26 protein-coding genes, 1 pseudogene and 1 riboswitch are annotated in these 25,638 nt (G+C 42.5%); of the genes and pseudogenes, 2 read left to right on the top strand and 25 right to left on the bottom strand.

Translation table 11 applies throughout. The features are described from left to right. Positions 1-34 precede the first annotated feature (34 nt). From H7T92_RS10550 to H7T92_RS00615, 5 genes and pseudogenes are all read right to left on the bottom strand, one after another. Positions 35-791: pseudogene (locus tag H7T92_RS10550) on the bottom strand (DNA translocase FtsK); the annotation flags it as partial. 98 nt (positions 792-889) lie between these two features. Beyond that, on the bottom strand, positions 890-1,432 hold the full coding sequence (locus H7T92_RS00600; protein ID WP_201036720.1) for a hypothetical protein: 543 nt from the start codon (positions 1,430-1,432) through the stop codon (positions 890-892). 100 nt (positions 1,433-1,532) lie between these two features. Then, positions 1,533-2,036, bottom strand: coding sequence for a hypothetical protein (locus H7T92_RS00605; RefSeq protein ID WP_201036721.1), 504 nt, complete (start codon positions 2,034-2,036; stop codon positions 1,533-1,535). Continuing rightward, positions 2,029-2,895 carry a hypothetical protein gene (locus H7T92_RS00610; protein WP_201036722.1) on the bottom strand — a complete coding sequence of 289 codons (867 nt, stop codon included), beginning with the start codon at positions 2,893-2,895 and terminating at the stop codon, positions 2,029-2,031. Before H7T92_RS00610 ends, H7T92_RS00605 begins: the two co-directional genes overlap by 8 nt. 69 nt (positions 2,896-2,964) lie before the next feature. Continuing rightward, the gene (locus H7T92_RS00615) at positions 2,965-3,729 is read right to left on the bottom strand and encodes a hypothetical protein (RefSeq protein WP_201036723.1); all 765 of its coding nucleotides are present in this window, start codon (positions 3,727-3,729) and stop codon (positions 2,965-2,967) included. Positions 3,730-3,968: 239 nt separating this feature from the next. On the opposite strand from H7T92_RS00615, the gene H7T92_RS00620 reads away from it, so the two are divergent. Beyond that, the gene (locus H7T92_RS00620) at positions 3,969-4,814 is read left to right on the top strand and encodes a peptidylprolyl isomerase (RefSeq protein ID WP_024054832.1); all 846 of its coding nucleotides are present in this window, start codon (positions 3,969-3,971) and stop codon (positions 4,812-4,814) included. Between the two features lie 33 nt (positions 4,815-4,847). Here H7T92_RS00620 and H7T92_RS00625 read toward each other — a convergent pair whose 3' ends face one another. The 8 genes from H7T92_RS00625 to tmk all read right to left on the bottom strand — a co-directional run bounded on the left by H7T92_RS00625 (position 4,848) and on the right by tmk (position 10,904). After that, positions 4,848-6,389: an ABC-F family ATP-binding cassette domain-containing protein gene (locus tag H7T92_RS00625; protein ID WP_201036724.1), complete on the bottom strand. Its 1,542-nt coding sequence runs from the start codon at positions 6,387-6,389 to the stop codon at positions 4,848-4,850. Between the two features lie 363 nt (positions 6,390-6,752). After that, entirely contained in the window at positions 6,753-7,106 is a 354-nt protein-coding gene (locus H7T92_RS00630; RefSeq protein ID WP_003013024.1) for an arsenate reductase family protein, read from the bottom strand. Positions 7,107-7,111: 5 nt separating this feature from the next. Further along, positions 7,112-7,603 carry a methylated-DNA--[protein]-cysteine S-methyltransferase gene (locus tag H7T92_RS00635; protein WP_201036725.1) on the bottom strand — a complete coding sequence of 164 codons (492 nt, stop codon included), beginning with the start codon at positions 7,601-7,603 and terminating at the stop codon, positions 7,112-7,114. Continuing rightward, entirely contained in the window at positions 7,587-8,168 is a 582-nt protein-coding gene (locus H7T92_RS00640; RefSeq protein ID WP_201036726.1) for a GNAT family N-acetyltransferase, read from the bottom strand. The genes H7T92_RS00635 and H7T92_RS00640 overlap by 17 nt, the downstream gene beginning before the upstream one ends. 17 nt (positions 8,169-8,185) lie before the next feature. Beyond that, on the bottom strand, positions 8,186-9,043 hold the full coding sequence (gene rsmI / locus H7T92_RS00645; RefSeq protein WP_201036727.1) for a 16S rRNA (cytidine(1402)-2'-O)-methyltransferase: 858 nt from the start codon (positions 9,041-9,043) through the stop codon (positions 8,186-8,188). Between the two features lie 2 nt (positions 9,044-9,045). Next, a complete protein-coding gene (yabA, locus tag H7T92_RS00650) occupies positions 9,046-9,366 on the bottom strand; it encodes a DNA replication initiation control protein YabA (protein ID WP_003005416.1) in 321 nt (106 codons plus the stop codon). Between the two features lie 9 nt (positions 9,367-9,375). After that, positions 9,376-10,269 carry a DNA polymerase III subunit delta' gene (locus H7T92_RS00655; protein WP_150906414.1) on the bottom strand — a complete coding sequence of 298 codons (894 nt, stop codon included), beginning with the start codon at positions 10,267-10,269 and terminating at the stop codon, positions 9,376-9,378. Further along, complete coding sequence (gene tmk, locus H7T92_RS00660; RefSeq protein WP_003008266.1) at positions 10,266-10,904, bottom strand: dTMP kinase; 639 nt, start codon at positions 10,902-10,904, stop codon at positions 10,266-10,268. Before tmk ends, H7T92_RS00655 begins: the two co-directional genes overlap by 4 nt. 149 nt (positions 10,905-11,053) lie before the next feature. Between tmk and H7T92_RS00665 the strand changes: the two genes are divergently transcribed. After that, on the top strand, positions 11,054-11,941 hold the full coding sequence (locus tag H7T92_RS00665; RefSeq protein WP_003008268.1) for a YitT family protein: 888 nt from the start codon (positions 11,054-11,056) through the stop codon (positions 11,939-11,941). Positions 11,942-12,413: 472 nt separating this feature from the next. Here H7T92_RS00665 and H7T92_RS00670 read toward each other — a convergent pair whose 3' ends face one another. The 12 genes from H7T92_RS00670 to H7T92_RS00725 all read right to left on the bottom strand — a co-directional run bounded on the left by H7T92_RS00670 (position 12,414) and on the right by H7T92_RS00725 (position 25,607). Continuing rightward, complete coding sequence (locus tag H7T92_RS00670) at positions 12,414-13,070, bottom strand: CBS domain-containing protein (protein WP_003005183.1); 657 nt, start codon at positions 13,068-13,070, stop codon at positions 12,414-12,416. 446 nt (positions 13,071-13,516) lie between these two features. Continuing rightward, positions 13,517-14,227 (bottom strand): ABC transporter ATP-binding protein, encoded by a 711-nt coding sequence (locus H7T92_RS00675; protein WP_003008277.1) that lies wholly within the window; start codon positions 14,225-14,227, stop codon positions 13,517-13,519. Further along, positions 14,227-14,991, bottom strand: a complete 765-nt coding sequence (locus H7T92_RS00680) for an ABC transporter ATP-binding protein (protein ID WP_003005595.1) — start codon at positions 14,989-14,991, stop codon at positions 14,227-14,229. Before H7T92_RS00680 ends, H7T92_RS00675 begins: the two co-directional genes overlap by 1 nt. After that, complete coding sequence (locus H7T92_RS00685; protein WP_003008278.1) at positions 14,991-15,938, bottom strand: branched-chain amino acid ABC transporter permease; 948 nt, start codon at positions 15,936-15,938, stop codon at positions 14,991-14,993. Before H7T92_RS00685 ends, H7T92_RS00680 begins: the two co-directional genes overlap by 1 nt. 3 nt (positions 15,939-15,941) lie before the next feature. After that, positions 15,942-16,811: a branched-chain amino acid ABC transporter permease gene (locus tag H7T92_RS00690; protein WP_021153669.1), complete on the bottom strand. Its 870-nt coding sequence runs from the start codon at positions 16,809-16,811 to the stop codon at positions 15,942-15,944. Positions 16,812-16,892: 81 nt separating this feature from the next. After that, positions 16,893-18,050 (bottom strand): ABC transporter substrate-binding protein, encoded by a 1,158-nt coding sequence (locus H7T92_RS00695; protein ID WP_023918808.1) that lies wholly within the window; start codon positions 18,048-18,050, stop codon positions 16,893-16,895. A 108-nt stretch (positions 18,051-18,158) separates the two neighbouring features. After that, positions 18,159-18,437: a DUF2129 domain-containing protein gene (locus H7T92_RS00700; RefSeq protein ID WP_023918810.1), complete on the bottom strand. Its 279-nt coding sequence runs from the start codon at positions 18,435-18,437 to the stop codon at positions 18,159-18,161. A 277-nt stretch (positions 18,438-18,714) separates the two neighbouring features. Beyond that, a complete protein-coding gene (locus H7T92_RS00705; protein WP_003008286.1) occupies positions 18,715-19,305 on the bottom strand; it encodes an ATP-dependent Clp protease proteolytic subunit in 591 nt (196 codons plus the stop codon). A gap of 128 nt (positions 19,306-19,433) precedes the next feature. After that, positions 19,434-20,063, bottom strand: coding sequence for a uracil phosphoribosyltransferase (gene upp / locus H7T92_RS00710; RefSeq protein ID WP_003005574.1), 630 nt, complete (start codon positions 20,061-20,063; stop codon positions 19,434-19,436). Positions 20,064-20,283: 220 nt separating this feature from the next. Next, complete coding sequence (gene mgtA / locus H7T92_RS00715) at positions 20,284-22,944, bottom strand: magnesium-translocating P-type ATPase (protein WP_049471749.1); 2,661 nt, start codon at positions 22,942-22,944, stop codon at positions 20,284-20,286. A 207-nt stretch (positions 22,945-23,151) separates the two neighbouring features. Next, positions 23,152-23,309, bottom strand: a riboswitch (M-box (ykoK) riboswitch). A gap of 35 nt (positions 23,310-23,344) precedes the next feature. Further along, the gene (locus H7T92_RS00720; RefSeq protein ID WP_201036728.1) at positions 23,345-24,508 is read right to left on the bottom strand and encodes a MalY/PatB family protein; all 1,164 of its coding nucleotides are present in this window, start codon (positions 24,506-24,508) and stop codon (positions 23,345-23,347) included. A 1-nt stretch (position 24,509) separates the two neighbouring features. Beyond that, complete coding sequence (locus tag H7T92_RS00725; protein ID WP_201036729.1) at positions 24,510-25,607, bottom strand: cystathionine gamma-synthase; 1,098 nt, start codon at positions 25,605-25,607, stop codon at positions 24,510-24,512. Between the last annotated feature and the right edge of the window lie 31 nt (positions 25,608-25,638).

The raw sequence follows: 25,638 nt of genomic DNA on the forward strand, positions 1-25,638 counted from the left end.
TCTGCTTCTGGGAAGGACTCTGTGAACGGCTCCTCCGCCAACACCTCTCCCGTTTCAGGATCTACAGGATGCCCTTCCATTGAAAGGGGAGTTGGAAGAACTGCACTTGCTTCTTCTTGCTCTCTTTCAGCTGCCGCAGCTTCCTCAGCAGCTCTCGCTTCCTTCTCAAGGAATTTCTGTTCGCGACGTTCTTTGCGTTTTTCCATAGAAGCGTGGAAGGCTTCTAAACCCTTTTCAAACAAATCATAGATGGAATAAGGACTCATCAATAGAATCCCCAATCCAATAAAGAGAAGGCCAATAAAATAAGAGCCAATATTTGAAAACAGGAAGGAAATCGGAGCATAAAGAAGGGCACCGATCATACCACCACCAGCAAAGCTCTCCACTCGCAGATGAATCAGGTCAGCCATGATTCTTGAAAAGGTGACCTTGATCCCATTATTGTCTAAATGAAGGGAGGATACAAAGAAGGCCTGAAACATCAAGAGAAGCCCAGCAAAGAAGCTTAGGAATCCTGAAATCACCCCTTCGTGTTTGTCCAGCCATTTAAAGGCATAGAGGTAGAAAAAGGTCGCTAAAATAGCCAAATAAGCCAAACTCCCAACAAATAGTCGGATCAAGTTGTAGGCCAAGACCCCTACTGCTCCCAATTTCAAAGCTGCAAAGACTAAAACCAGACTGATGAGAATGGTCGCAATCATGCGATGAATCGCTTTTTTTCTTTCTAATTCTGCTTTGGACAGTCGTCTCGTCGACCGTGTTTTTTTTGATTGATTATTGTTTGCCATAACCTTTATTATATCACATTTCCAAGCTAGTTCTCTAGTAAAATCATTTCCTCAATTTTGCAGCATAAAGTAAAAAACAGCACCGAGTGGGCACTGTTTTAGAGGTTTTTCTTGGGGTGGCGGTCAATGATGGCTTGATAGTCTTTCAGCGCTTGCTTACCTTTATCCGTCAACTGATAACCCCGAATTGTGAACTGCTCCGCCAGTTCTTCCTCCGTAAAATGGGCAGCCAAAGCTTGGTTCAAATCCGCTGCTTTCATCTTGGACAAACCCGCGACTCCCTTCTTTTTGAGAATGGCTTTTTTCATGGTCGCATTGATGTGGTCCAATGAATCAAAAGCGGATTCAATAAAAGTATAGCCCTTCTCCACTAAAGTCTTCAAGTGTTCCGAAGCATGAATCCCATAAGTATATTCGAAGTACTTAGGAAACCAAGTCTCTGTCGTAAAGGTTCCAAAATGGATCCGCCACAAGAGAATGATATCCCCTGCAAGCAAGCCATCTCGAAGTAGCTCCATATTCCGTTTGGAAACAGGCTTTGGATCCAACAACCAAGCTTCCAAATCCCTCTCAGGTGAAATATAGGGTTTCACCTCGTGATCGGAGTAAAATTTTTCCATTACATCTGAAATAGTCGTCATAAGTCTCTCCTATCTATCATTGACTGTATCATAACAAAATAAAAAGAACCTGTCGATCAAGAAAACTTCCTGATGACAGGTGCCTAATGTAAAATGGATTTCACTCAGATTTTTTATCATTCGGTGTGATAGTATCTAGAACTTGGTCGACTTTTTGTTCTCTTTCCAGGTCATGATCCGTTTGAATACTATCGATTTGATCTTGTAAATTTGTCTGCGGAATTTGTGGTTTGTATAGCGAGGCAAATCCTACTCCAATCACCAAGAGACTCGCTCCAAGAACGCAAAATCTTGTGATATGCCAAGACATCGGCAAGGGAATTTTTGCTCGAATCCCCGATTTCTTAACCCAATCCGGATGGTCTCGCATCACACGATTTGCTGCCATCAGAGGCATCAGGTAGCCAAAGAGCGCAATGACCGTTGTCAAACCAATAACCCGAAAACGATTCTGATTCGATGGAGAAACATGGTTCACTTCCATCAAGACCATGCCCACAATCACTAAAATAATGACCAGTAATAAGCCCAAAGATCTCCATAGACCTTCTCTACGGTAGCATTTCAATTCATCAAACGACATCTCGTTAAAATTCTTATCCATTTTTTAATAACTCCTTGTGTTTTTTCAAGTATTGTTTCCCATACCATTCTTCTAGCGATTTTCCTTCGAACTCTCGATATTCTTCTGAATACTTATTTCGGTAGTAGCCGTAAAGTGAATAGGGTAACAGCATCACTACTAACATACCCAAAGTGATAAGATTTCCAAAAAATACCATTCCTATAAATGAGATGGTTCCTAAAAAATCAGCTTTCACTTCTCCAACTTGGGGGAAAAGAAATTTTAGAGCTAACCAAACTACTATAATTATCCCACCCAGTCCAGTAATGACTTCTATAAACTTTTTCTGTCTAGCAGTCGCACTAGGATCCTGCACTCCATAAAGACGAGTTTTTAGCGATTTCATTCTAGATTGGATAATCATAAACAATATGATTCCGGTAAGAACATAGAATAAAACCAACCCCAAAATCGTAAGGTATCTACCTATAAATGTGATAAAAAACAGATTTAAGACAAATACCAACCAAATCAGATACAGATTCGAATTCAAGATACTAGCATAAGGAATCTTTGCATCATATTTTCTACGCAGATTTTTTCTGCAAACAAGAAACCACAAAAACCAGCACAAGAAAAACAGCCAAAGTGGATAGAAATTGATCCCCCAGGTATCAAATGGTGCTTCTGGATCCGGGTGATGAATTTGCGTCTCTATTAATGCAGAAAATCCAAACATGAACAGTATCCCCAAAAATGAAAATAGTTTTCTCGCAATACTAAATGGCTTTGTGTAGATTTTTCGACTATTTGTGTCCTTAACCATATAATCGATAAAGCCATCATGACGTAGACGACGGCTTTCATAAAAATTGGCTTTAAAGATTGATTTCTTCATTCTTACCTTCCAATAACTCCTTGTGTTTGTTCAGGTCCTTTCAATTAATCTCTATTTCGATTGGAGGATTTACAGATGACTGCCTTCATCCTTCAAGTATTGTTTAGCCCTTCGAACGATATAGAGCGACTCATCTTCTGAGACTACCTTGCGAAAGAGATCATTGGCTCTGTGCTGATCACCTTTAAGAGTAGCATTCAAGGCTTGGTAGTAAATAATTTCCAACTGCTGGTACTTGAAATCATTGCTTAAATCTTCGAAATAGTCATTGCTTTGATGCGCAATGGTTAAATCATAAAGGGCAAGACAGACCTTTCTTGTTTTCTCAGCCAGTGTCGGGTCTGTGATAGCCAATTCATTCAACCGACCCTCCAGTTCTCCTCTAGACAAATCAGGATCTGTCAGCACGATCGAACGAATAAGATAACTCTCAAAAAAGTTCTTATATTTCTGCGGATAATCCGTCTGACTAAGTGCTTCCCTAGCTTCTTTTATGACAGTATCAAAATCTCCCATCATAAACGAATAGGCAACCGATGTCAGCTTAATATCTATTTGTGAAATAGCTTTTTTCACATTCTTGTTCAACTGAAGGTATTGCTGCCAAAAAGCTAAATCTAAGTCTACATGGAGCAAGATGTTGCACTTGTTGGTGTAGCTTTTCTTGAGCAATTGGATGAATAAAATCAAGCATGCAATAACCAATAAAACGCCAGCAGTCTGAAGAAGAGTATCCCTGACCACTAATCCAATGCAAAAGATCAGAAGCATTGCTAACAAGCCTGCAGATCTAATATAGAGTCTATAGTTTTTGCGTAGAGTTTTATAATCCAATTTGTAGCCTCCTATTCATGATACGGTTTTTGAGGGAATTCGTTCATTTTCAAACAAATTAACATATCCCCCATCATACCGAATTTTCCATCTATACGCAACTTCCTTCTTAATTAGTGATTTATCAAATGTTATCGGTCTTGAAACAACCTCAGAAAATAGAGAATCCCGTCCAGATTTGAAAGTATCGCAAAATTAAGGTACAATAGAGTAAGACAACTATGTTGGAAAGGAAGAATATGAAAAAATTAATCGCACTACTATTATTTTCCGGCTTGGCTTTGACAGCTTGTTCGTCTAATAAGACTGACGCTAACTCTTCAAGTTCAAGCAAAGAAAAGACAGAGCAGACAGCAACTTCTAGCTCTAGTGAAAAAGATCAAAAGAAAATTGAAGAAGAACAAAAGAAATTAGAACAACTGCGCAAAGATTTTAACGATGCCATGACCAATGAAAATGCCGTCTTTCCACAACTCTCAACTGATGTGGCTGAAGACGAAGCAGAGGTTAAAATCACAACAACTGAAGGCGACATCACTGTGAAGCTCTTCCCTAAATATGCGCCCCTTGCAGTTGAAAACTTCTTGACCCACGCAAAAGAAGGCTACTACAATGGCTTACTTTTCCACCGTGTCATTAACAACTTTATGATCCAAACTGGGGATCCTAAAGGAGACGGTACGGGTGGCGAGTCTATCTGGAAGGGCAAAGACAAATCCAAAGATTCAGGTACTGGTTTTGAGAATGAGTATTCTCCATACCTTTACAACCTTCGTGGAGCCCTTGCCATGGCCAATTCTGGTCCAAATACCAATGGTAGTCAATTCTATATCAACCAAAATAAGGATGATATTTCAAGTAAACTCCCAACTGACCGCTTCCCAGCTAAGATCATCGATGCTTATAAAAATGGTGGAAATCCAACCCTCGATGGTGGTAACTACACTGTCTTTGGCCAAGTGATCGATGGCATGGATGTGGTCGATAAAATCGCCTCTGCCGAAACCGATGATAAGGACAAACCAAAAACAGATATCAAGATTGAAAAAATTGAAATCTTAAAAGACTACAATTTCAAGAAATAATGAAAAGAGAACCGCGAGGTTCTCTTTTTGTCTTTACGTCAATTCATTAAAGTCCCAGATTTGGTCCACCCAGCCTTCATAGAAGTCTGGCTCGTGGCAAACCATGAGGATCGATCCCTTGTACTCTTTCAGAGCCCGTTTCAATTCTTCTTTGGCATCCACATCCAAGTGGTTGGTCGGCTCGTCTAGTACCAAGACATTATTTTCACGATTCATCAAGAGACAGAAGCGTACCTTGGCTTGCTCCCCACCGGATAACACTTGGATTTGGCTCTCGATATGTTTGGTGGTCAAGCCACAGCGGGCAAGGGCGGCACGAACTTCTGCTTGGTTGAGAGCCGGAAAGGCATTCCAGACTGCTTCAAGCGGTGTCTGGCGATTGCCACCTTCGACCTCTTGCTCGAAGTAACCAAGTTCTAAGTAATCTCCCCGCTCTACTTCTCCAGCAATCGGTAGGATGATTCCTAGCAAGCTCTTCAAGAGAGTGGTTTTCCCGATCCCGTTAGCTCCGATGATGGCTACCTTTTGATTGCGTTCAAACGTTAGGTTCAAAGGCTTAGTCAAAGGACGATCATACCCGATTTGAAGATCCTTGGCCTGGAAAATAAAGCGGCCAGGAGTCCGGGCATTTTTAAATTCAAAGGATGGCTTTGGTTTTTCGCTTTGCAACTCAATGAGTTCCATCTTGTCCAGCTTCTTCTGACGAGACATGGCCATATTCCGTGTAGCCACACGCGCCTTATTGCGGGCTACGAAATCCTTCAAATCAGCAATCTCTTTTTGCTGGCGCTCATAAGCCGCTTCCAATTGCGATTTCTTCATTTCATAGACTTCAAGGAATTGGTAGTAGTCTCCTGAATAGCGGGTCAACTGCTGATTTTCCACATGGTAGACGATGTTGATCACATCGTTCAAGAAAGGAATATCGTGGGAAATGAGGACAAAGGCATTTTCATAATTCTGCAAGTAGCGTTTGAGCCAATCGATATGCTCTGCATCCAAGTAGTTGGTTGGCTCGTCCAAGAGAAGGATATCTGGTTTCTCAAGTAAGAGTTTGGCCAAGAGGACCTTGGTCCGTTGCCCACCTGATAAGGAAGTCACATCTGTGTCCATGCCAAAGTCCATAACCCCAAGAGCACGCGCCACTTCATCGATCTTGGCATCCAAGGTATAAAAATCACGGCTTTCTAGACGCTCTTGGAGTTCTCCAACCTCTTCCATCAGAGCATCGACATCGGCTCCCTCTTCCGCCATGGCCATATAGAGGTCATTGATGCGAGCTTCAGCTGTGAACAACTCATCAAAAGCTGTCCGTAAGACATCGCGAACAGTTTGTCCTTCTTCTAAGACCGAATGCTGATCCAGGTAACCTGCCGTCACATACTTAGACCACTCCACCTTTCCTTCGTCTGGTTGCATCTTACCGGTCACGATGCTCATGAAGGTCGATTTCCCTTCACCATTGGCCCCGACAAGACCGATATGCTCTCCCTTTAGCAAACGGAAGGACACATCCTCAAAAATTGCACGGTCCCCAAAACCGTGACTCAAATTTTTCACTTCTAAAATACTCATGCTTGACTCTCTTTCATTGATTTCACTCGTATGATTATATCATCTTCACTGCAAAATGAAAAGGGAGCCCAACTCCCTTTAGAATATATATAAATAAATTATAAGTAAGATAGGTTACGCGATTTTGTCAAGAAATCAAAATAAGTTCTAACTTATGAATCTCATAAAGAATATACCGAAACTTTCCGCCGTGAGAAAAGTGCTAGAAACATTATTGTTTCTAGCACTCGGGAGTTTTGAGACCTTAGGCTCAAAACTAAGTCATGGAACTTCTTTGAAGTTCGCTGACGTCCGTACTCACCCAAGGAAAGCTTCTGGCATACCTTTATTATAGATCTGAAGAAAATCCAACTCCCTTTTCTTTTACAAACCTAAGTCTGCGTATGGTTTTCGGTAGCCCACTTGAACAACTTTTCCGTCTTTGACAAGCAAAGGCCGCTTGATCAGCATACCGTCTGAAGCAAGGAGATCCGCCGCTTCTTTCACTGTCAGTTGATCCACCTTATCTTTCAAACCGAGTTCCCGGTATTTCATTCCGCTAGTATTGAAGAAAGACTTGATTGGTAGGCCAGAAGCTGCCATCCAGTCTTGCAATTCTTGGCTAGTCGGTGTTTCTGTGACGATGTTTTGGCTTTGAAACTCACATTGGAGACCGTCCAATTCTGATTTAGCCTTTCGACAAGTCGAACATTTTGGGTATTCAATAAATGTATACATCGATTTTATTTCTCCTTCCAGGTAATTCCTTCATGGTGTAAGAGCCAGCGTTTGCGATCGAGTCCAGATGCATAGCCCGTCAGTTGTCCATCTTTTCCCATCACACGGTGGCAAGGGACTAAGATCGTCAAGGGATTGCGTCCAACAGCCTGTCCTACGGCTTGGGCTGAACCACAAGAAAGATCCTGGGCAAGCTGGCCATAGGTCTTGGTCTCACCATATGGGATCTCTCGCAATAACCGCCACACCCGCTCTTGAAAGGCTGTCCCTTGCGGTGCTAATGGAAAGCTGATAGCGATTGGATCCCCCGCAAAATAGTGGTCCAACCACTCCTTCACCTTCTCATGGAAGGGATGGACCTGCTCCAGCGCCCCATAGGGATCAGTCGCCTCCTCTTTCGGATCATAAAAATCAAGCTCAACAAGGCCTTCTTCACTGACAATGATCGAAAGAAGCCCCATAGGGCTTTCATAAAATTGTTTAAGATAGAGAGTCATTGTAGGCCGCTTCTGCTCTTTGGTCCCAGCGGTCCTCTTCTGAGACCACTTGGAATAGACTAGTTTCTGCTTTTCGTTTGATCTTTTGATAAGCCAGACGGACGCCATCAATGGGGACCTTTCCACAATAATGGTAGCCCAATTTTTCAAGTAAATGCTGCATCACCAGATTATCCGGGTGCGTATCGCAACGGAAATCTGGCCCTTTTTCCCCTTCGATTAAACCTTGAAGGAAGGTCTGCGCTACCCCTTTGCCAGCAGCTTCTTTGGCTACAGCGACCCGGTGAAAAGTGACATACATATAGTTGTCATGCTCCCACTTACCATCATAAATCTCATTGTAAGCCGCTTCGTTGCCCTTGTAGACAGCTGCATAGCCCACGACTTCCTGATCTTCAACGGCGACATAGCCACGACTTTCTAGAATATCCTCAAAAATGATCTCTTCATCTGGATAGCCATCCTGCCACTGGTCGACCTGTCTTTGAGCCAGGCTTTCCTTGGCATCTTGGATAATTTCCATAATTCGCTTAATCTCATTGGGATAAGCCATTCTAATTTCCATCCTGCTTCCAACCTTTCCTAGTCTTGATGGTAACGAGCATAGAGCTCACTCTTTTGCAGGCCATATTGTTTGGCGACCTGTTTAATTGCTTGATTTTTCTTCATGCCCTCTTGGACCAAGGTGTCGATCTCTTGAATCAAGTCGACCTCTTCTAGGTCTAGCTCTTCTTCCTTGGCTCCTTCGACGATCAAGAGACACTCCCCTTTGAGGGGATTTTCTTCAAGAAATGCGACTAACTCAGAAATACTGCCACGAGTATATTCCTCGTAGATCTTGGTCAATTCACGAACCAGGACGACCGAACGATCCCCATAGACAGCCAACATATTCTCTAAGGTCGCCTTCACCCGATGGGGCGACTCATAAAAGATCTGAGTCTCAGGGTAGGCCACTTTTTCTTGGAAAAAGGCCTTTTGTTGCCCCTCTTTGCGAGGCAGAAATCCATAAAAAATATGAGGTTGAGGGGCTAGGCCACTGGCAATCAAACCCGTTATACCTGCACTAGGACCAGGCACAGCTACGACAGGAATCTCGCGTTCAATCGCTGCCTTGACCAAATCATGACCAGGGTCAGAAATACTAGGGAGTCCTGCATCTGAGACTTGCGCTAAGTCTTTTCCAGATTCTAAATGGGCGATCAGATCAGGAATTTTCTCCATGGCATTGTGCTCATGAAAGCTAGTCTGGGGTGTCGTAATCTCAAAATGCTTGAGCAAGAGGCCTGTATTTCTAGTATCCTCAGCTGCGATCAAGTCCACATCCTTTAAGGTCTGGACCATGCGGTAACTCATATCCTCCCGGTTACCGATCGGTGTTGGGACCAGGTAAAGCACCCCAGTTTTCTTTTCCCCTTTAAAACTTCGTTGGATCTGCATGCTTACTCCCTAAATAACAACTCGTCACAAAACATACACTCTTCATCGTTCTCACGGCGTTGACCGTAGGAATAAGTGCAGATATGAAAACCGTCATTGTAAATACGTTGCAAATTTTCACGTCCATGGTGTTGCGACTTTGCGGATGAAGTCTTCTCAACTTCCCCCAAACGCTCTCTCAATTTATCATTTTCTAAGCGAAGAGCTGTATTTTCTTCGATGACTTGTTTCAAATTTTTTTTGATGGCTTCGACTTCAGCCAAGGTGACCAACAAATTCTGAGAAAAGCCGTCTAAAGCATCAAATAATTCTTTTTTATTCATTCTGACTCCTTAACTTTCTAAGCTCAAAACCATATATTCTAGAGCATTTTGAAAAGAAACATTGGCCTTCCACATCCTGCGAGCAAGACTCAATTTCTCAAGCAACTGCTGGGAGCGACTCAAGCACAACTGCTCTTCTAAAGCCAACTCCATCAAACGAAAGGCCTGGCTTTGTTTTTCCTTATCATCTGCTAGGCTCACTAAGCGGGTCACTTCCAAATAAGCACGATTTAAATTGGATTGACAACGTTCGATGAATTGATCACAAATTTTGGCCAGTTCAAAAAAAGTGGCATTCCTTTTTTGCTGCTCTGCTTCTTCGAGACTAAAACTAAAACGAGCTACTAAATTTGCCTGTGATTTGATCAAGCCTTCTTTTTCTAGCAGTTCGGTTAGGTAGGCTTGCTTTTTAGGAAAATGGACCTGCTGGGCCCGACTCTTGATGGTCGGTAAGATCAAGTTTTCATCGGATGTCAACAAGAAGAGATAGATCTCACTCTGGGGCTCCTCCATGACTTTTAAGAGAGAATTGGCCGCATTGGTATGCATCTTATCCGCATCTTGGACGATAAAGACCTGCCGACTGCCTTCAAATCCTGATTGAGAAAAGTCTTGAACCAGCGAACGAATGCGGTCGGTCTTAATGATCTGGTTGACTGGACGCACGATCTTTACGTCTGAGAATTCTTCTTTTTCAATCAAGCGGCAGGAACGGCATTTGCCACAAGGCCAGACTCCCTGCAAATCTTGGCAAAATTGACTTTGAGCTAGCAAGAGGGCCATCTCAAAACTGGCAAAAGAGCCTGTAAAGAGATAAGCATGACTGAGCTGTTTGTGTTCTAAGATCTGGGTGAAGCGCTCCACCAATTCTGGCTGGAGCTGTTGGATCTCTTCTAGCTTCATTTCAATATCCCCAAGCGATTTTCTAAAACAGCCAAGACATCCGCAAAGACTGCTTCAAAGGATTGACTAGCATCGATTTTCACAATGCGCTCTGGTTCCTTTTCATACAAGGCCAAATAACCCTGTCTTACTTTTTGGTGAAGCTCCAATCCTTCCAAATCCAAACGATTGACTTCCCGCTCTTGGTTTTTGGCAATTCGAGCGAGCCCTTCTTCGACATCCACATCAAAGTAAAGGGTGAGATCTGGTTTAAGACCATCTGTCGCAAATTGATTGAGCCACTCGATATCTTCCACACTCAGACCGCGACCATACCCTTGATAAGCGACCGAGCTATCAATAAAGCGGTCCATCAAGACGATTTTCCCAGCTGCAAGGGCCGGCAAGACACGTTCCACCAAATGCTGCCGGCGACTAGCAATATAAAGCAACAACTCTGTCTTGGCATCCATACTAGTATGGTCTGGATCTAAAATGACTTGGCGGATCTTTTCTGCAATGTCTACACCGCCTGGTTCACGGGTTGTAATAAAAGGAATTCCTTTTTCTTCAAGTAGAGGCAAAACGGCTTCTAGGACCGATGATTTCCCCGCTCCTTCTGGACCTTCAAATGAAATTAATGTACCGTTTACCATAGTATCCTCTTTCTAGTTTTCTTCTTTTTATTTTACCAAAAATAAGGGTAAAAATCTTGTATTTTAGGAGAGAAAATTTTTCAAAGTCATTTTCATTTTTTCACTTTTTTGTTACAATGTTCTTATAAAGTTTTAGGAGACAACCTATCATGTTTAAATTTAAAGATATTCTGGCTATCATCTTGGGGGCCGGCATTTTTTCATTTGGGATCTATTTTTTGGTCATTCCCTTTCACTTCTATGAAGGAGGAGCGACAGGGATTACCTTGATCACCTATTACCTCTTAAAAGTCCCCGTATCCCTGATGAACTTGCTGATCAATATCCCTCTCTTCGTTCTGGCTTGGAAACTGCTGGGCAAAAAATCTCTTTATCTGAGCTTACTTGGGACTTTCTCGGTTTCGGCTTGGATGGCGATTTTTGAAGCCATGCCCCTCAGCCACCACTACCATCACTTTATCTTTACAGCCTTTAAAGGAGATATTCTGCTTGCCTGTATCGCCTCAGGGGTTGTGCTTGGTTTGGGGCTAGGGATCATCTTCAATGCTGGTGGAACTACTGGAGGAACAGATATCCTCGCTCGCATCTTTAACAAATACACTTCCCTCAGTATGGGAAAACTCATGTTGATTGTAGATGCCATTGTTCTGATAACTGTTGTCGTTGTCTTCCAAGATGTCCGTACGGCTATGTATACCCTCTTCTTTATCCTGATTGACACCCTTGTGATCGACTTGATTGGAGAAGGTGGTTTTGCTGGAAAAGGCTTCCTTATCGTCACATCTAAACCAGAAGAAATTGCCCAAAAAGTATCCGACGATCTGGGTCGCGGGATTACCTTTATCCGCGGGATGGGCTATTACAGCCGTAAGGACCTGGATATCGTCTACTGTGTCGTTTCACGGAATGAGATGAAACAAATGAAAGACATCATCAATCAGATCGATCCATTCGCCTTCATCACCATTTCTGAAGCCCATGAAATTCTCGGCGAAGGCTTTACTTTAGATAAAGAAAAACAACCCATTACCCGTTAATAGAAATAAGGCTAGATTCTCATCTAGCTTTGTTTTTCTATTTACGATTTTCCTTAGGTGAGTACGGACGTTAGGTGAAATTATCCAGTGGATGATTTCAGCAATCCAGGAAGTTCCATGACTAAATCAAGATACAAAGGGCGCCTGCGGATAAAGTCAAAATAGGAAGTTTGACGAAGAATCTTTAGCATTCTAGGAAGACTTATCTTTTTGACACAATCCGCAGCCTGTGTTCGATTTGTATTGAGCCCCTTCGCTTTTTATTTTCTAAGCTCAGGCTAAAACAGTTCCCCAAACTGTTTTACTCTCAAAAATTCCGAGAGCATGAAACATACTTGTTTCATGCTCTTTTCTCACGGCGGAAAATCTTAGAATACACGTTATAATTAATAAAATCATAATTATTTTTATAGAATTTATTAGGTTACTTTATACAAAAATCAGGCTGGATGACGTCCAGCCTGATTTTTTATTAAATAGCTTTTGCGGTTGTTCGAGTGATTTCATCGACTTTCAAACCGTTGGCTTCAAATTTACTACGGATTCCTTCTAGATCTGTCACCCCATCAATTTGGACTTCGATAACCACACGGTCGTCTTTGGTTGGGATATTGACTGTATTGGCGATGTTATACCCTTCTTCTACAATCAAGTGAATGATTTGTTCTAGAACGCCAACCTTATCTTCTGTCACAAAGCGAACACGAACTCCTTCTTCTCCATAACCGGATACTTCAAGGAAGGCACGGAAAATATCACGGTCTGTGATGACACCGGATACTTGGTCATTGTCCACGACTGGAAGAATTCCCACCTTGTTCTTATACATGAGGTAGGTAGCATCTTCTAAGCTAGCAAATTTAGAGACGGTAATGACATCGCGAAGCATGACATCTTTAACCTTAGTCTTGTTCAACAGATAGTTCATCTCGAAAATAGACAAGCTTGTTGCTTTAGATGGACTTGCTTCTGCAATCGTACCTTCTGTCACCAAACCAACCAATTTATCGTTTTCAATGACTGGCAAACGGTGCAAACCTTGTTCGCGCATCAAATCTGCCGCGTGGGCAATTGTAGTATCTGGACTAATGTAAACCACTTTACGTGTCATAAAATCTTTAACAGCCATAACAAGTTCTCCTATGCTTTTATTAGTTTTATTATACTTGATTTTAAGAATGATTTCAAACGCTTTCAGCAGTTTTCTCTTGTTTTCAAAATTTAGAAAAATCAAACAAGAAAGATGAAAAAAGAAAGGTCGTCAGGACCTTTCTTTCGAACATATTCAAACTGTTTTTCCTATAAAATGAGATTAATGTTTCTTCATAATAGAAATTATGCTATTTTTTGAATCATTAGGAGTATATAGAAACTTTCCGCCGTGAGAAAAGTGCTTGAAACAAGATTGTTTCAAGCACTCGGGAGTTTTGAAACCTTAGTTTCAAAACTAAGTCATGGAGCTTCGTAGAAGTTCGCTGACGTCCGTACTCACCTAAGGAAAGTTTCTAAATTATCTTTGTCATCAATCCGAAGAAAGGTTTAGCTAACTTTTCCTTTCAAACATCTTTAGAAATCTTATCCACCAAGGTAGGCTTTGCGGACTTCTTCTGAGGCTAAGAGTTCTTTTCCTGTTCCGGAAAGAACGACTTTCCCTGTTTCCAAAACATAACCTCGGTCTGCGATAGCAAGAGCCTTGTTGGCATTTTGCTCGATCAAGAGAACAGTTGTCCCTTGTTTTTGGATATCTTGGATGATATCAAAGATTTCTTGGATAAAGATTGGGGCCAATCCCATAGAAGGTTCATCCAAAAGCAAGAGTTTTGGCGTTGACATAAGTGCACGACCCATTGCAAGCATTTGTTGTTCCCCACCAGATAGGGTTGCTGCATCTTGGTTCTTCCGTTCTTCCAAACGTGGGAAACGGGAGAAGACTTTCTTCAAGTTAGCTTGATTTTCTTCTCGATCTTTCTTCAAGAAAGCTCCCATCTCCAAGTTTTCCATAACAGTTAATCCTGGAAAGACATGACGACCTTCTGGAACTTGAGAGAGTCCCGCTGCTACAATCTTTTGAGCCGGAACCTTTTGAATCTCCTGACCCAAAAACTCGATTTTCCCAGCACTTGGACGCACCAAACCGGAAATGGTACGAAGAATAGATGTTTTCCCAGCTCCGTTAGCACCGATAAGAGAAACAACTTCCCCTTCGTTTACCTCGAAACTGACATCACGGACAGCCTGGATCATGCCATAGTGTACAGAAAGATTTTCAACTTTTAACATAGACATTAGGCTTCACCTCCTAGATATGCTTCGATTACGCGTTTGTTGGTCTTGATTTCATCTGGCGTACCATGGGCAATCAAGCGACCATATTCCAATACATAAATCCGTTCTGTTACTTCCATGACCAAGCTCATATCGTGCTCGATCAGCATGATCGTAATATTAAATTCTTTTTGAATGCGACGGATCAATTGGGTCAATTCTGCTGTTTCTTGAGGGTTCATCCCTGCAGCAGGTTCATCCAAGAAGAGGATTTTTGGCTCTGTCGCAAGGGCACGAACGATCTCCAAGTGACGTTGTTGTCCGTAAGCTAAGTTTTTGGCCAAGGTATCTGCTTCTTTTTCCAAACCAAAAATCGCTAACAATTCAAGGGCTTTCGCTTTCAAAGCTTCTTCATTCTTGTAATAGCTTGGCAAGCGGAAAAGACTCGCAAAGACATGTGGTTTGTGGTGATTAGCAAAGGCAATCAAAACATTGTCCAAAACGCTCAAATCTTTAAAGAGACGAATATTTTGGAAAGTCCGTCCCAGACCACCTGCAGCGATTTTATAGGGTGCTTTACCATTTAGGAGCTGACCATCTAAGGTAATGGTTCCTTCACTTGGTTCATATACCCCTGTTAGGAGGTTGAAGAGGGTTGTTTTACCGGCACCGTTTGGTCCGATCAATCCAACCAATTCCCCTTCATTGAGTTCCATGGTCACATCACCAACGGCTGTCAAACCACCAAAGTTTTTTGTTAAATTTTTTACTTCAAGAAGTGCCATTAGTTAGCCTCCTTTTTTGAGAGTAGTTTTTTCAAGCTGAATTCCCATGTTCCAAGAAGACCACCTGGACGGAAGATCATCACGAGAATCAAAGCCAATGAGTAAATGATCATACGTACACTTGAGAAGTCTTGAAGCACCATGTTCAAGATACCCAAGACGATGGCTGCCACAACTGTTCCGGACATGGATCCCAAACCACCAAACACGACAATGATCAAGACATTAATAGTATTGGTGAAAGAGTAGTCTTTAGGAACAACAGAGCCGATAAAGCCGGCTTGGAGAGATCCAGCAATCGCCGCTGTGATCGCACCAAATACAAAGGCGATGACTTTGACTTTGGTCGTATTGATCCCAACAGATTCTGCCGCGATTTCATCTTCACGAACAGAAAGGGTAGAGCGTCCAATTGGACTGCGTAAGAAGTTAATCGTAAAGATCGTTGTAATGACAACAAAGAGGTAAACCAATTGCCAAGTTGTAAAGGCTGGCAAACCAAGGATCCCAGCAGCACCATTTGTTAGAGTACCACCATTGACGATCAAGATCCGGATGATTTCAGAAACCCCAAGTGTCGCAATCGCGAGGTAGTCCCCCTTCAAACGAAGGGTTGGAACCCCAACGATCAAGGCAACGACACCAGCAATCAAAGCCCCTAAAACCATCGCGCCAAAGAAAGCCCCGTAGGTTGGTGATTTGGAACCGAGAATGGCTGCAGAGTAGGCACCAATCGCCATAAATCCGGCATGTCCGAGTGAGAATTGACCTGAGAAACCAACAATGAGGTTCAAGCCAACTGCAAGGATAATATTGATTCCGATTTGTTCTAAAATTTGGATATAGAAGAGGTTGAGCACACCCGCTGCAACCAAGACTTGGATCAAGGCAAAACCTGCGACCAAAAGACCAAGCCAGACTAAATTCACTTTTAAATTTTGTTTCATGGCTTACACCTTCTCTTTCACATTTTTACCGAGGATACCTGCTGGACGGATGAGCAAGATCACAATCAAGATGGCATACACAATGGCATCACGGAAGTCTGAAAGACCGATCGCTGTAGCGAAGGTTTCTAACAAACCAATAACAAATCCACCTAGGGCAGCACCTGGAATGATTCCGATTCCCCCAAGAACGGCTGCGACAAAGGCTTTGATCCCTGGTGTCATCCCCATCAAAGGCTCGATCGAGTTGTAATACAAACCAATCAAGACACCACCAGCACCAGCCAAGGCTGATCCCAAAGCAAAGGTAAAGCTGATCGTACGGTTTACGTTAATCCCCATCAATTGAGCGGCATCACTATCGACAGATACAGCCCGCATGGCTTTCCCCATCTTTGTCTTTTGAATAATAAATTGAAGAGCGACCATCAAGAAAACAGACACTCCCAAGATCATCAACTGAATATTGGAGATTGAAATAGGACCGAAGTTGTAACGAACCGTTTTAATCACTTGCGGGAAGGAACGGGTATTGGCACCGACGAAGAAGACCATCCCATATTCGAGCAAGAAGGAAACCCCGATGGCTGTGATCAAGGCAGCAATCCGAGTCGAATGACGAAGCGGACGATAAGCCAGGTATTCAATTACAACCCCTAAAATAGCTGTCCCAACCATGGCTAGGAGCAAGGCTACAAAGAAGTTTACTTTCCACGAGTTCAATAAGAAATATCCCATAAAGGCACCTACCATGTAGATATCCCCATGGGCAAAGTTGATCAATTTGATAATTCCATACACCATAGTATAACCAAGGGCCAAGAGTGCATAGACACTTCCCAAGATTAGACCGTTCACTAATTGCTGGAGCATTTGAACCATCCTTTCTAACAATAAAGAGCGAGGCCAGGAATTTTCATTCTCCCAGCCTCTTGTACAAACAACAAATGATAATTATGGTTTAACAGACTCAACTGATTTGACTTTACCATCTTTCAAGCCAATCATAAGAGCTGATTTAACCGGGTTGTGGTTCTTGTCAATTGACATTGTACCAGTCACACCTTCCAAGTCTTTCAACTTCGCAAGGTTATCTTTCAATTCGACAGAGTTCTTAGCACCTTTAGATGCTTCTGCAACCATGTAAACTGAATCATAAGCCAAAGCTGCGAACATTGAAGGTTCTTCATTGTATTTCGCTTTGTATGCTTCTACGAATTTCTTGGCTTTATCAGTCATTTCACCTTCAGTAGAGAATCCAGCTACGTAGTAGATATCTGTAGCTGCAGCAGGTGTTGCTTGTTCAACGAACTTAGCATCGCTAAATCCATCCCCACCAATGATTGGTTGTTTGATTCCCATACCACGCGCTTGGTTTACGATCTTACCAGTTTCTGTGTAGTAACCTGGAAGAACAATCGCATCGAAATCTTTATCTTTGATTTTTGTAAGAGCAGCTTGGAAGTCTGTATCCTTAGATTGGAAGGTTTCTGTTGCTACGATTTCACCTTTGTAAGATTTCTTGAAGGCTTCAGCAATCCCTTTCGCATAGTCAGATGAGTTATCGTAGTAAAGAACGACTTTCTTCGCTTTCAAGTTATCAGTTGTGTATTTGGCAATGATTTTTCCTTGGAAGCTATCGATGAAGGTAGCACGGAAGAGGTAATCTTGACCTTTTGTCAAATCATCTTGAGTTGCAGATGGTGTTACCAATGGAACACCTGCTTTACCAGCGTTGGCAACCGCTGCTGCAGTAGCACCTGAAGTTGCAGGTCCAACAAGAGCGTTCACTTTTGATTGAGTGACAAGGTTTGTAGTGACTGTAGCTGCTTCAGCTGTTTCAGACTTGTTATCTTTATCTGTGACAACGATCTTTTTGCCATCAGCTCCACCCTTAGCGTTGATTTCATCAACGGCCAATTGAGCACCTTTTTGTTCAGCGCTACCGTAGGCTGCTACTTCACCAGTTTTTTCAAAGTTAAAACCGACTTTTAGTTCCTTGCCGATTTCGTTACCAGTTGTGTTTGAACCTGAAGTAGAAACTTCACCACAAGCAGCAAGAAGAGCGACACTTGCAATGGTTAAAAATGAAAGAGCAAATTTTTTCTTCATTTGTAATGATCTCCTTAAATGAATCTTAAAATAAATACATTAAGAATATACCGAATTATCTGACAATTGTCAATAAAAAAAGCGCAATCCATCAAATGATTGCGTTTTCTAAACTTCTGTGACCACAGATGGGGTCTCCAATCGTTGCAAACTCCCCACAAAATCTGTATCTAAATCTTTGAGATGGCAAGGCAAGACCTTTTTGACATAACGTTCTTTCTTTAAGTCTTCCATGACTTGATCGGCCTTGTCACTGTCCACATACAATTGGACATAACGGCATTTCTTAGAATGGTACAAGACATCTCCGACAGATTGTAATTTTTTCCCGTCTCGATTGTAATACAATTTAACAATCAAGCCTGTTCTTTCTTGTTTCTCAAACATGGTCAATCCCTTTCTCGTTCTATTACTAGTATATCAAATTTCAAGAAAAAGAACTACTCTTTTATGAGAGCAAAAAAGAGAGTGGGACAGAAATCGGTAATTCGTTAGAATTCGATTTCGTCGTCCCACCTCCGCACAGTTGAGTAGGGCTGTAAAAGCTGATGAAATCAGCGTAGTAGAGCCCACTCAACCACTGCGTTTTGCTCGACAATCCAAAAATAATTGAGAGGCTAGGACTTTTGTCCCAGCCTCTTGACGGACCTTCCCACAGGATGGTTTAGTCCAATTTATTATTGGCCATGATTTCATCAATAAAGCCATATTCAAGCGTTTCTTGTGCGCTCATCCAATTATCACGTTCCGCATCAGCATGTACTTTTTCAATGGATTGACCTGAATTTTCCGCAAGGATTTTTTCCAAGTTATTCCGTGTTTTGAGCAAGTGTTCTGCTGCGATCGCCATATCGGTTTGTTGGGTACCACCACCAGTACCACCCATTGGTTGGTGAATCATGTACTCGGCGTTTGGCAACATGAAGCGTTTGCCCTTCGCACCGCTTGAAGCGATAATTGTTCCCATAGATGCTGCCATCCCCATAACAATGGTTTGGACATCTGACTTGATAAAGTTCATAGTATCTACGATGGCAAGACCTGCTGAGACAGAGCCACCTGGGGTATTGATATACATATAGATATCTTTTGTATTATCTTGGGCATCCAAGAAGAGCAATTGAGCGATAATGGAGTTAGCCATTTGGTCCTCAACTGGTCCTGTTACCATGATAATTCGATCTTTCAACAGACGGGAATAAATATCGTAAGAACGTTCTCCACGACTGGTTTGTTCAATAACTACTGGAATCATCTATTCTTCTCCTTTAGTATCCATTCATTCTCACGATTCGTGAGGTTCAAAGTATATGTGCTATTATAAACCAATGGTCAAAAAAGGTCAAATCTTAAGCACCTTTCGTACGAATCATGAATGGCTTCTTATTTGGTACCGAATAAACGGTCACCTGCATCTCCAAGACCAGGAACAATGTAGCCATGTTCATTCAAATGATCATCGAGGGCTGCTGTAAAGATATCAACATCTGGGTGAGCTTCTTGAAGAGCTTTCACCCCTTCTGGCGCTGATACTAGGCAGACAAACTTGATATGGCTAGCGCCACGTTTTTTCAAGGAATCAATCGCCAGAATAGCGGATCCACCCGTAGCAAGCATAGGGTCTACTACAAAGATACGACGTTGATCAATATCTTCTGGCAATTTCACCAAGTATTCAACTGGTTTCAAGGTTTCTTCATCACGGTACATCCCGATATGGCCAACCTTAGCAGCTGGTACCAAACTCAAGAGACCATCAACCATCCCAATCCCTGCACGAAGAATTGGGACAATAGCCAATTTCTTACCCGCGATTTGTTTTTGAACGGTTTTGGTAATAGGAGTTTCAATTTCAACATCCTCAAGAGGCAATTCACGCAACACTTCGTAGCCCATCAACATAGCAATCTCATCTACCAATTCACGAAAGGCCTTCGTAGAGGTATCTGTACGACGAAGAATAGATAATTTGTGTTGAATCAGTGGATGTGTAATAACTTCTAGTTTTCCCATTTTTGAGATCCTTCTTTCTAAGCTGTTATTATTCAAAAAAGAGCTATGATAAAAGTGGAGTCAAGCTCTACTCTTTCTTTCAGTCCCTCTTTGATACTCACAGCACGTGGAAATCATCATTTCCAACTTTATATTCGTCTTATTATACCAAATTTTACCAAAAAAAGAGAGCCCTTACACTTAATTTTTTAAGTTCGGACTCACTCTTTCTATCAATCAATTACAACCATTCTTTGTATTTCTTAATATAGATACGTTTGACAACCGTCACACTCAGCATATAGAGGACGATAATCGCAAACAATAGAACAAAGTACAATCCATTTAGTTGGCTCAACTTCAAGATAGAAGCCAAAGGACTATATGGAAGGGAGGTTACAAAGAAGGCTGCTGCTAGGGTCGTCACCACGACTGAGAAGGCTGGACGACTTTGGATAAATGGAAGTTTTGGTGAACGCAACATATGGATAACCATGGTTTGAGACCACATAGATTCGATAAACCATCCAGTTTGGAACACCATGATAAAGGCTGCTGCATCTGCTGCTCCATGGTTGTAGCCATGACCTAAAATCATAGGAACAACAAGGAAGTAAAGAAGCATGTAGGTAATAATATCAAATACAGATGAAATTGGACCAATCCAGGCCATAAAGCGCATGATAGAGTTTGCTTCCCAGATACGAGGTTTCTTGAGAAATTCCTTGTCGACATTGTCAAAAGGAAGGGCGATACAAGAAAGATCATAGATAAGATTGAGCACAATCAAATGAACGGGAGCCATTGGAAGGAAAGGCAAAAAGATGCTGGCAAAGAGAAGAGAGAAGATGTTCCCGAAGTTAGAAGAGACCGTCATCTTGATGTACTTGGTCATATTGGCATAGACCTTGCGGCCTTCGACCAAGCCTTTTTCAAGAACCATCAAGTCCTTATCTAGAAGGATGACATCTGCTGTTTCCTTGGCAATATCCACAGCGGTATCCACGGAGATCCCAACGTCTGAGACCTTCATGGATGGAGCATCGTTGATCCCATCTCCCATGTAACCAACCTTGTGGCCATTATTCTTGAGGCAGAGGATGATCCGCGCTTTTTGATCGGGTGATAGTTTGGCAAAGACCGTTGTTGTTTCCACAACTTGTGCTAACTCTTGGTCTGTCATCGTATCGATTTCGCTTCCCAAAAGAATCCGCTCGACATCTAGTCCTACTTTTTCACAGACAGCTTGGGTGACCTTTTCATTGTCCCCAGTTAAGATCTTGGTGGTTACCCCATATTCTGCAAGAGCTTTGATCGCTGGAGCTGCAGAAGGTTTTGGTGGATCAAGAAAGGCAAGGTAACCAGTTAGGATCATGTCTCGTTCATCTTCAACACTAAAGATGTCATTTTCGTCCAAATCGGTTTTGTAGCTAACACCCAAAACACGAAGTCCTTGTTCATTTAACTGAGCAACTTCAGCGAGGACCTCTTGACGAACTTCATCTGTCAGGCGTTTAATCTCACCTTTGTATTCAACATAAGTCGATACAGAAAGCATTTCTTCCAAGGCACCCTTGGTCACCATGCTGACCACACCGTCTTCGTCTTTGACAATGACACTCATGCGACGACGTTCAAAATCAAAGGGCAATTCATCAATCTTATGGAAGGTTTGATCCAGGTCGCGAACAATTTCATGTTTCTTGGCTTCTTTCTGGGTCCGATTGATAATCGCTCGGTCCATCAAATTTTTTAGCCCGGTTTGGAAATAGGAATTCAAGTAAGCCCGGCGAAGGACTGATAGATCCAACTCGCCATGGATATCAAGCGGATACTCCAAAACGATTTCATCTTGGGTCAAGGTTCCTGTCTTATCAGTACACAAAATATCGATAGCGCCGAGGTCTTGGATGGCATTGAGCTTTTTGATAACGACTTTTTCTTTTGCCATAATGATGGAGCCCTTAGCAAGACTCGCTGTAATAATCATCGGCAGCATTTCCGGAGTCAAACCAACCCCAACGCTGAGGGCAAAGACACCCGCTTCTAACCAGTCACCATCTGTGAGGCCATTGATCACAAAGACAATGGGCACCATCACTAACATGAGCCGAATCAAGAGCCAAGAGATGGTATTCATTTCTCTCTCAAATGAGGTTGGTTCGTCATAAGTGTTGATGGTTTGCTCAATAGCTCCCATCATGGTTTCATCTCCCACGACCAAGACCAAGGCTGTCGCCCGTCCGGAGATGACATTGGTCCCCATAAAGGCCAAACTTTCACTTTCCAAGAGACTATCTAGATTTTGACTGTCGGCTTTTCTGAGACAAACCTTTTCAACAGCATCACTTTCCCCCGTGAGACCAGATTGTTGGACAAAGAAGTCACGGGAATCAATCAAGACCACATCTGCTGGGATCATATCGCCGGCACTCAGTTTGATCACATCACCTACGACGATTTCATCGATCGGAATTTCTTGTTCCGATCCATCACGCAGAACGGTCGCTGTATTGACAATCATACGTGATAAGTTGCTAGCTGCTTTGTCGCTCCGCAATTCTTGAATGAAGCGGATACCACCAGAGATCAAGACCAAGGTCACAATGATGATGGAGGTCGTTGGATCCTGTTCACCTGGTTTTGCTAGCCAGACATTAGTAATGAAGGAAACCAGCGCAATGACCAACAAAATCACCGTAAAAGGATTGATGATCGATTCGTAGATCTTTTTGATCATGGAATCTTCTTGACCTTTTGTGATGACATTTTCGCCATAAATATCACGGTTTTCTTCTACTTGATCGTCAACCAAACCAAGGGCACTGGTTTTGTAGGTGGCAAAGGTGCTTTCAAGTGGTTCTTGAAGAGCCGCAATGAGTCTTTCTTTATTTGTTTGCATTAGTATCTCCTTTTTCAATCAGGAGCCAATCACTTTTGGAGTCCCTACGACACAAATCAGCGATTGGCTGGTTCGGTGCGGTTCGGGATGATCGTCGATTTGTATCATAGCTCTCTCCTTTCTCTTTTCTTGGTAAGGCATAAAAAAGAGTCCTACCCTCGATCGGTAGGACTCATGAAACTCGTCATTTATTTTTCAATCAAAACTCTCAAAAAACTGACCGTCCAAGCTTTAGCTCCACAAGGCAATGAAATGAACTTAGTCTTGACCTTTGCGATCAGAACTGTTGACCAACGAGTAGTGTCTCCACTGCTTTGCGGTAGTCATCCGTATCCTTGTGGTAGCCTCACCTACCGTATTTCGAGTATATTGTACTCCTTCACTTACAGAAAGTCAACACTTATTTGTGAAAAGTTTCCACCAAGCGTTTGGTGATTTCTTCAATGAGGGTGAAGGGAGCTGCCACATTGAGGCGGGCATGCAAGGTTCCTTCTTTTCCGAAATCTGTTCCACGGTTCAAAATCAATTTGGCTTGGTCATGGATTTTAGCATGCAGCTCATCATCGGTATAAGGATAGGCTGAAAAGTCCAACCAAAGAAGATAGGTTCCTTGGGGCTTCATGACACGGATTTTGGTCTTTTCATGCAATTCATCTACGACATAGTCAATGTGTTTTTCAAAGACTTGCTTGAGCTCTGTCAACCAAGGTTTACCATGGCGATAAGCCGCTTCTGTCGCAATATAGCCCAAGCCTGAGATTTCATGTTGGTTATTAGCCAATTGCCGTTGTTTAAAAGCCGTACGAAGCTTTGGATTTTCAATGACCACATAGGAATTTTTTGTTCCTGCAATATTGAAAGTCTTGGTTGCACTGGTTAAGATCAAACTGAAGTCTTTAAAGCTTGGATCAACCGTGTTAAAGCTGGTATGACGGTGGCCAAACAAGGCCAAATCTTGGTGGATCTCATCTGAAACGAGAAGGACACCATGTTTTTGACAGAGGTGGCCGATTTTTTCCAAGACTTCACGATCCCATACACGGCCTCCAGGGTTGTGCGGATTACACAAAACATAGAGTTTCACCTCTTGCTCCACAATGTCTTTTTCCAGCTGATCAAAATCAATTTGGAAAAGACCATCCTTTTCAACTAATGAATTTTCGATCAATTTTCGACGATTGAGTTTGACACTTCTGGCAAATGGAGGATAGACCGGCGTATTGATTAAGACAGCATCCCCTTCCTTAGTAAAGGCTTGAATAGCTGTTGAAATAGCCGGAACAACACCTTCGATAAAGACGACAGCTTCCTTGTCAAAGGAATAGCCATGCTCTTCTTTTTCCCAATCAAGGATAGACTGGTAGAGGCTATCCGATGCATAGGTGTAGCCATAGACCATTTGGTCTGCATAGCCGATCACCGCTTCTCGTACTTCTGGAATGACATTAAAATCCATGTCCGCGATCCAAGCTGGAATGATTTCTGGATCTGTCTCAGTTTCTTTCCACTTGTAGGTATGGTGGGTCAAGCGATTCGGTAAAGTCGTGAAATCATATTTGGTCATCTTAAGCCTCCAATGCTTGTTTCAAATCTTCAATCAAATCATCCGCATCTTCGATTCCGATGGACAACCGAAGAAGATCATCTGTCAAACCGTATGAATGGCGAACTTCTGCAGGAATGTCCGCATGGGTTTGAGTGGTAGGATAAGTGATCAAACTTTCAACTCCGCCAAGACTTTCAGCAAAGGTAAAGACTTGAAGGGAATTCAACAAGTTAGGAATTTTTTTCTCATCTTGAATTTTAAAGGAGACCATTCCACCTTTTCCGGTGTAGAGGACTTCTTTGACCTGAGGGGAGGTTTTCAAAAACTCGACCACCTTGCGAGCATTCTCTGTGGAGCGCTCCATCCGAATAGAAAGTGTCTTGAGACCACGGATCAACAGATAGCTGTCAAATGGGGAAAGAACAGCACCTGTCGTATTCAAGTTGTAAAAGAGTTTGTCATACAAGTCTGCCTCATTTGTCACGACAACACCAGCCAAGACATCGTTGTGACCAGCTAGGTACTTAGTTGCTGAATGAAGAACAATATCCGCTCCCTCTTCAATCGGACGTTGATAGATCGGGCTATAGAAGGTATTGTCCACCACGACTTTGGCACCTTTTGCATGGGCCAATTTAGCTAAATGAGCAATATCAAATTCCAACATCAATGGATTGGTTGGTGTTTCAATATAGAGGACATCCACCGGATCATTATCTAGATGGTGGATCAGTTCTTCTCCTGTATTGGCATAGGTGAAAGAGAAACGACCTTCTTGCTCTTGTTGGTTAAACCAGCGGAAAGAACCGCCATAAAGGTCACGAACGGCTAAGACTTTTGAACCAACAGGGAAAATGCTAAAAGCAAGCACGATGGCTGACATTCCAGAGCTTGTCGCCAAAGCATAGTCTGCACTTTCGATAGCCGCCAAAGTCTTCTCAGCTGTTGCGCGTGTTGGATTTTTCGTACGGGTATAGTCAAAACCTGTAGACTGACCAAATTCTGGGTGCTGGTAAGTCGTAGAGAAATGCAAAGGAGTCGTCAAAGCTCCCGTTGCTTGATCCGACTTGATTCCTGCCTGTGCCAAGATAGTATTGATATTGCGTTTTTTACTCATATTGCCCTCCGATAAACATTCAATCTAACTG

This window comes from Streptococcus parasanguinis (assembly GCF_016648855.1).
Lineage (GTDB): Bacteria > Bacillota > Bacilli > Lactobacillales > Streptococcaceae > Streptococcus > Streptococcus parasanguinis_L.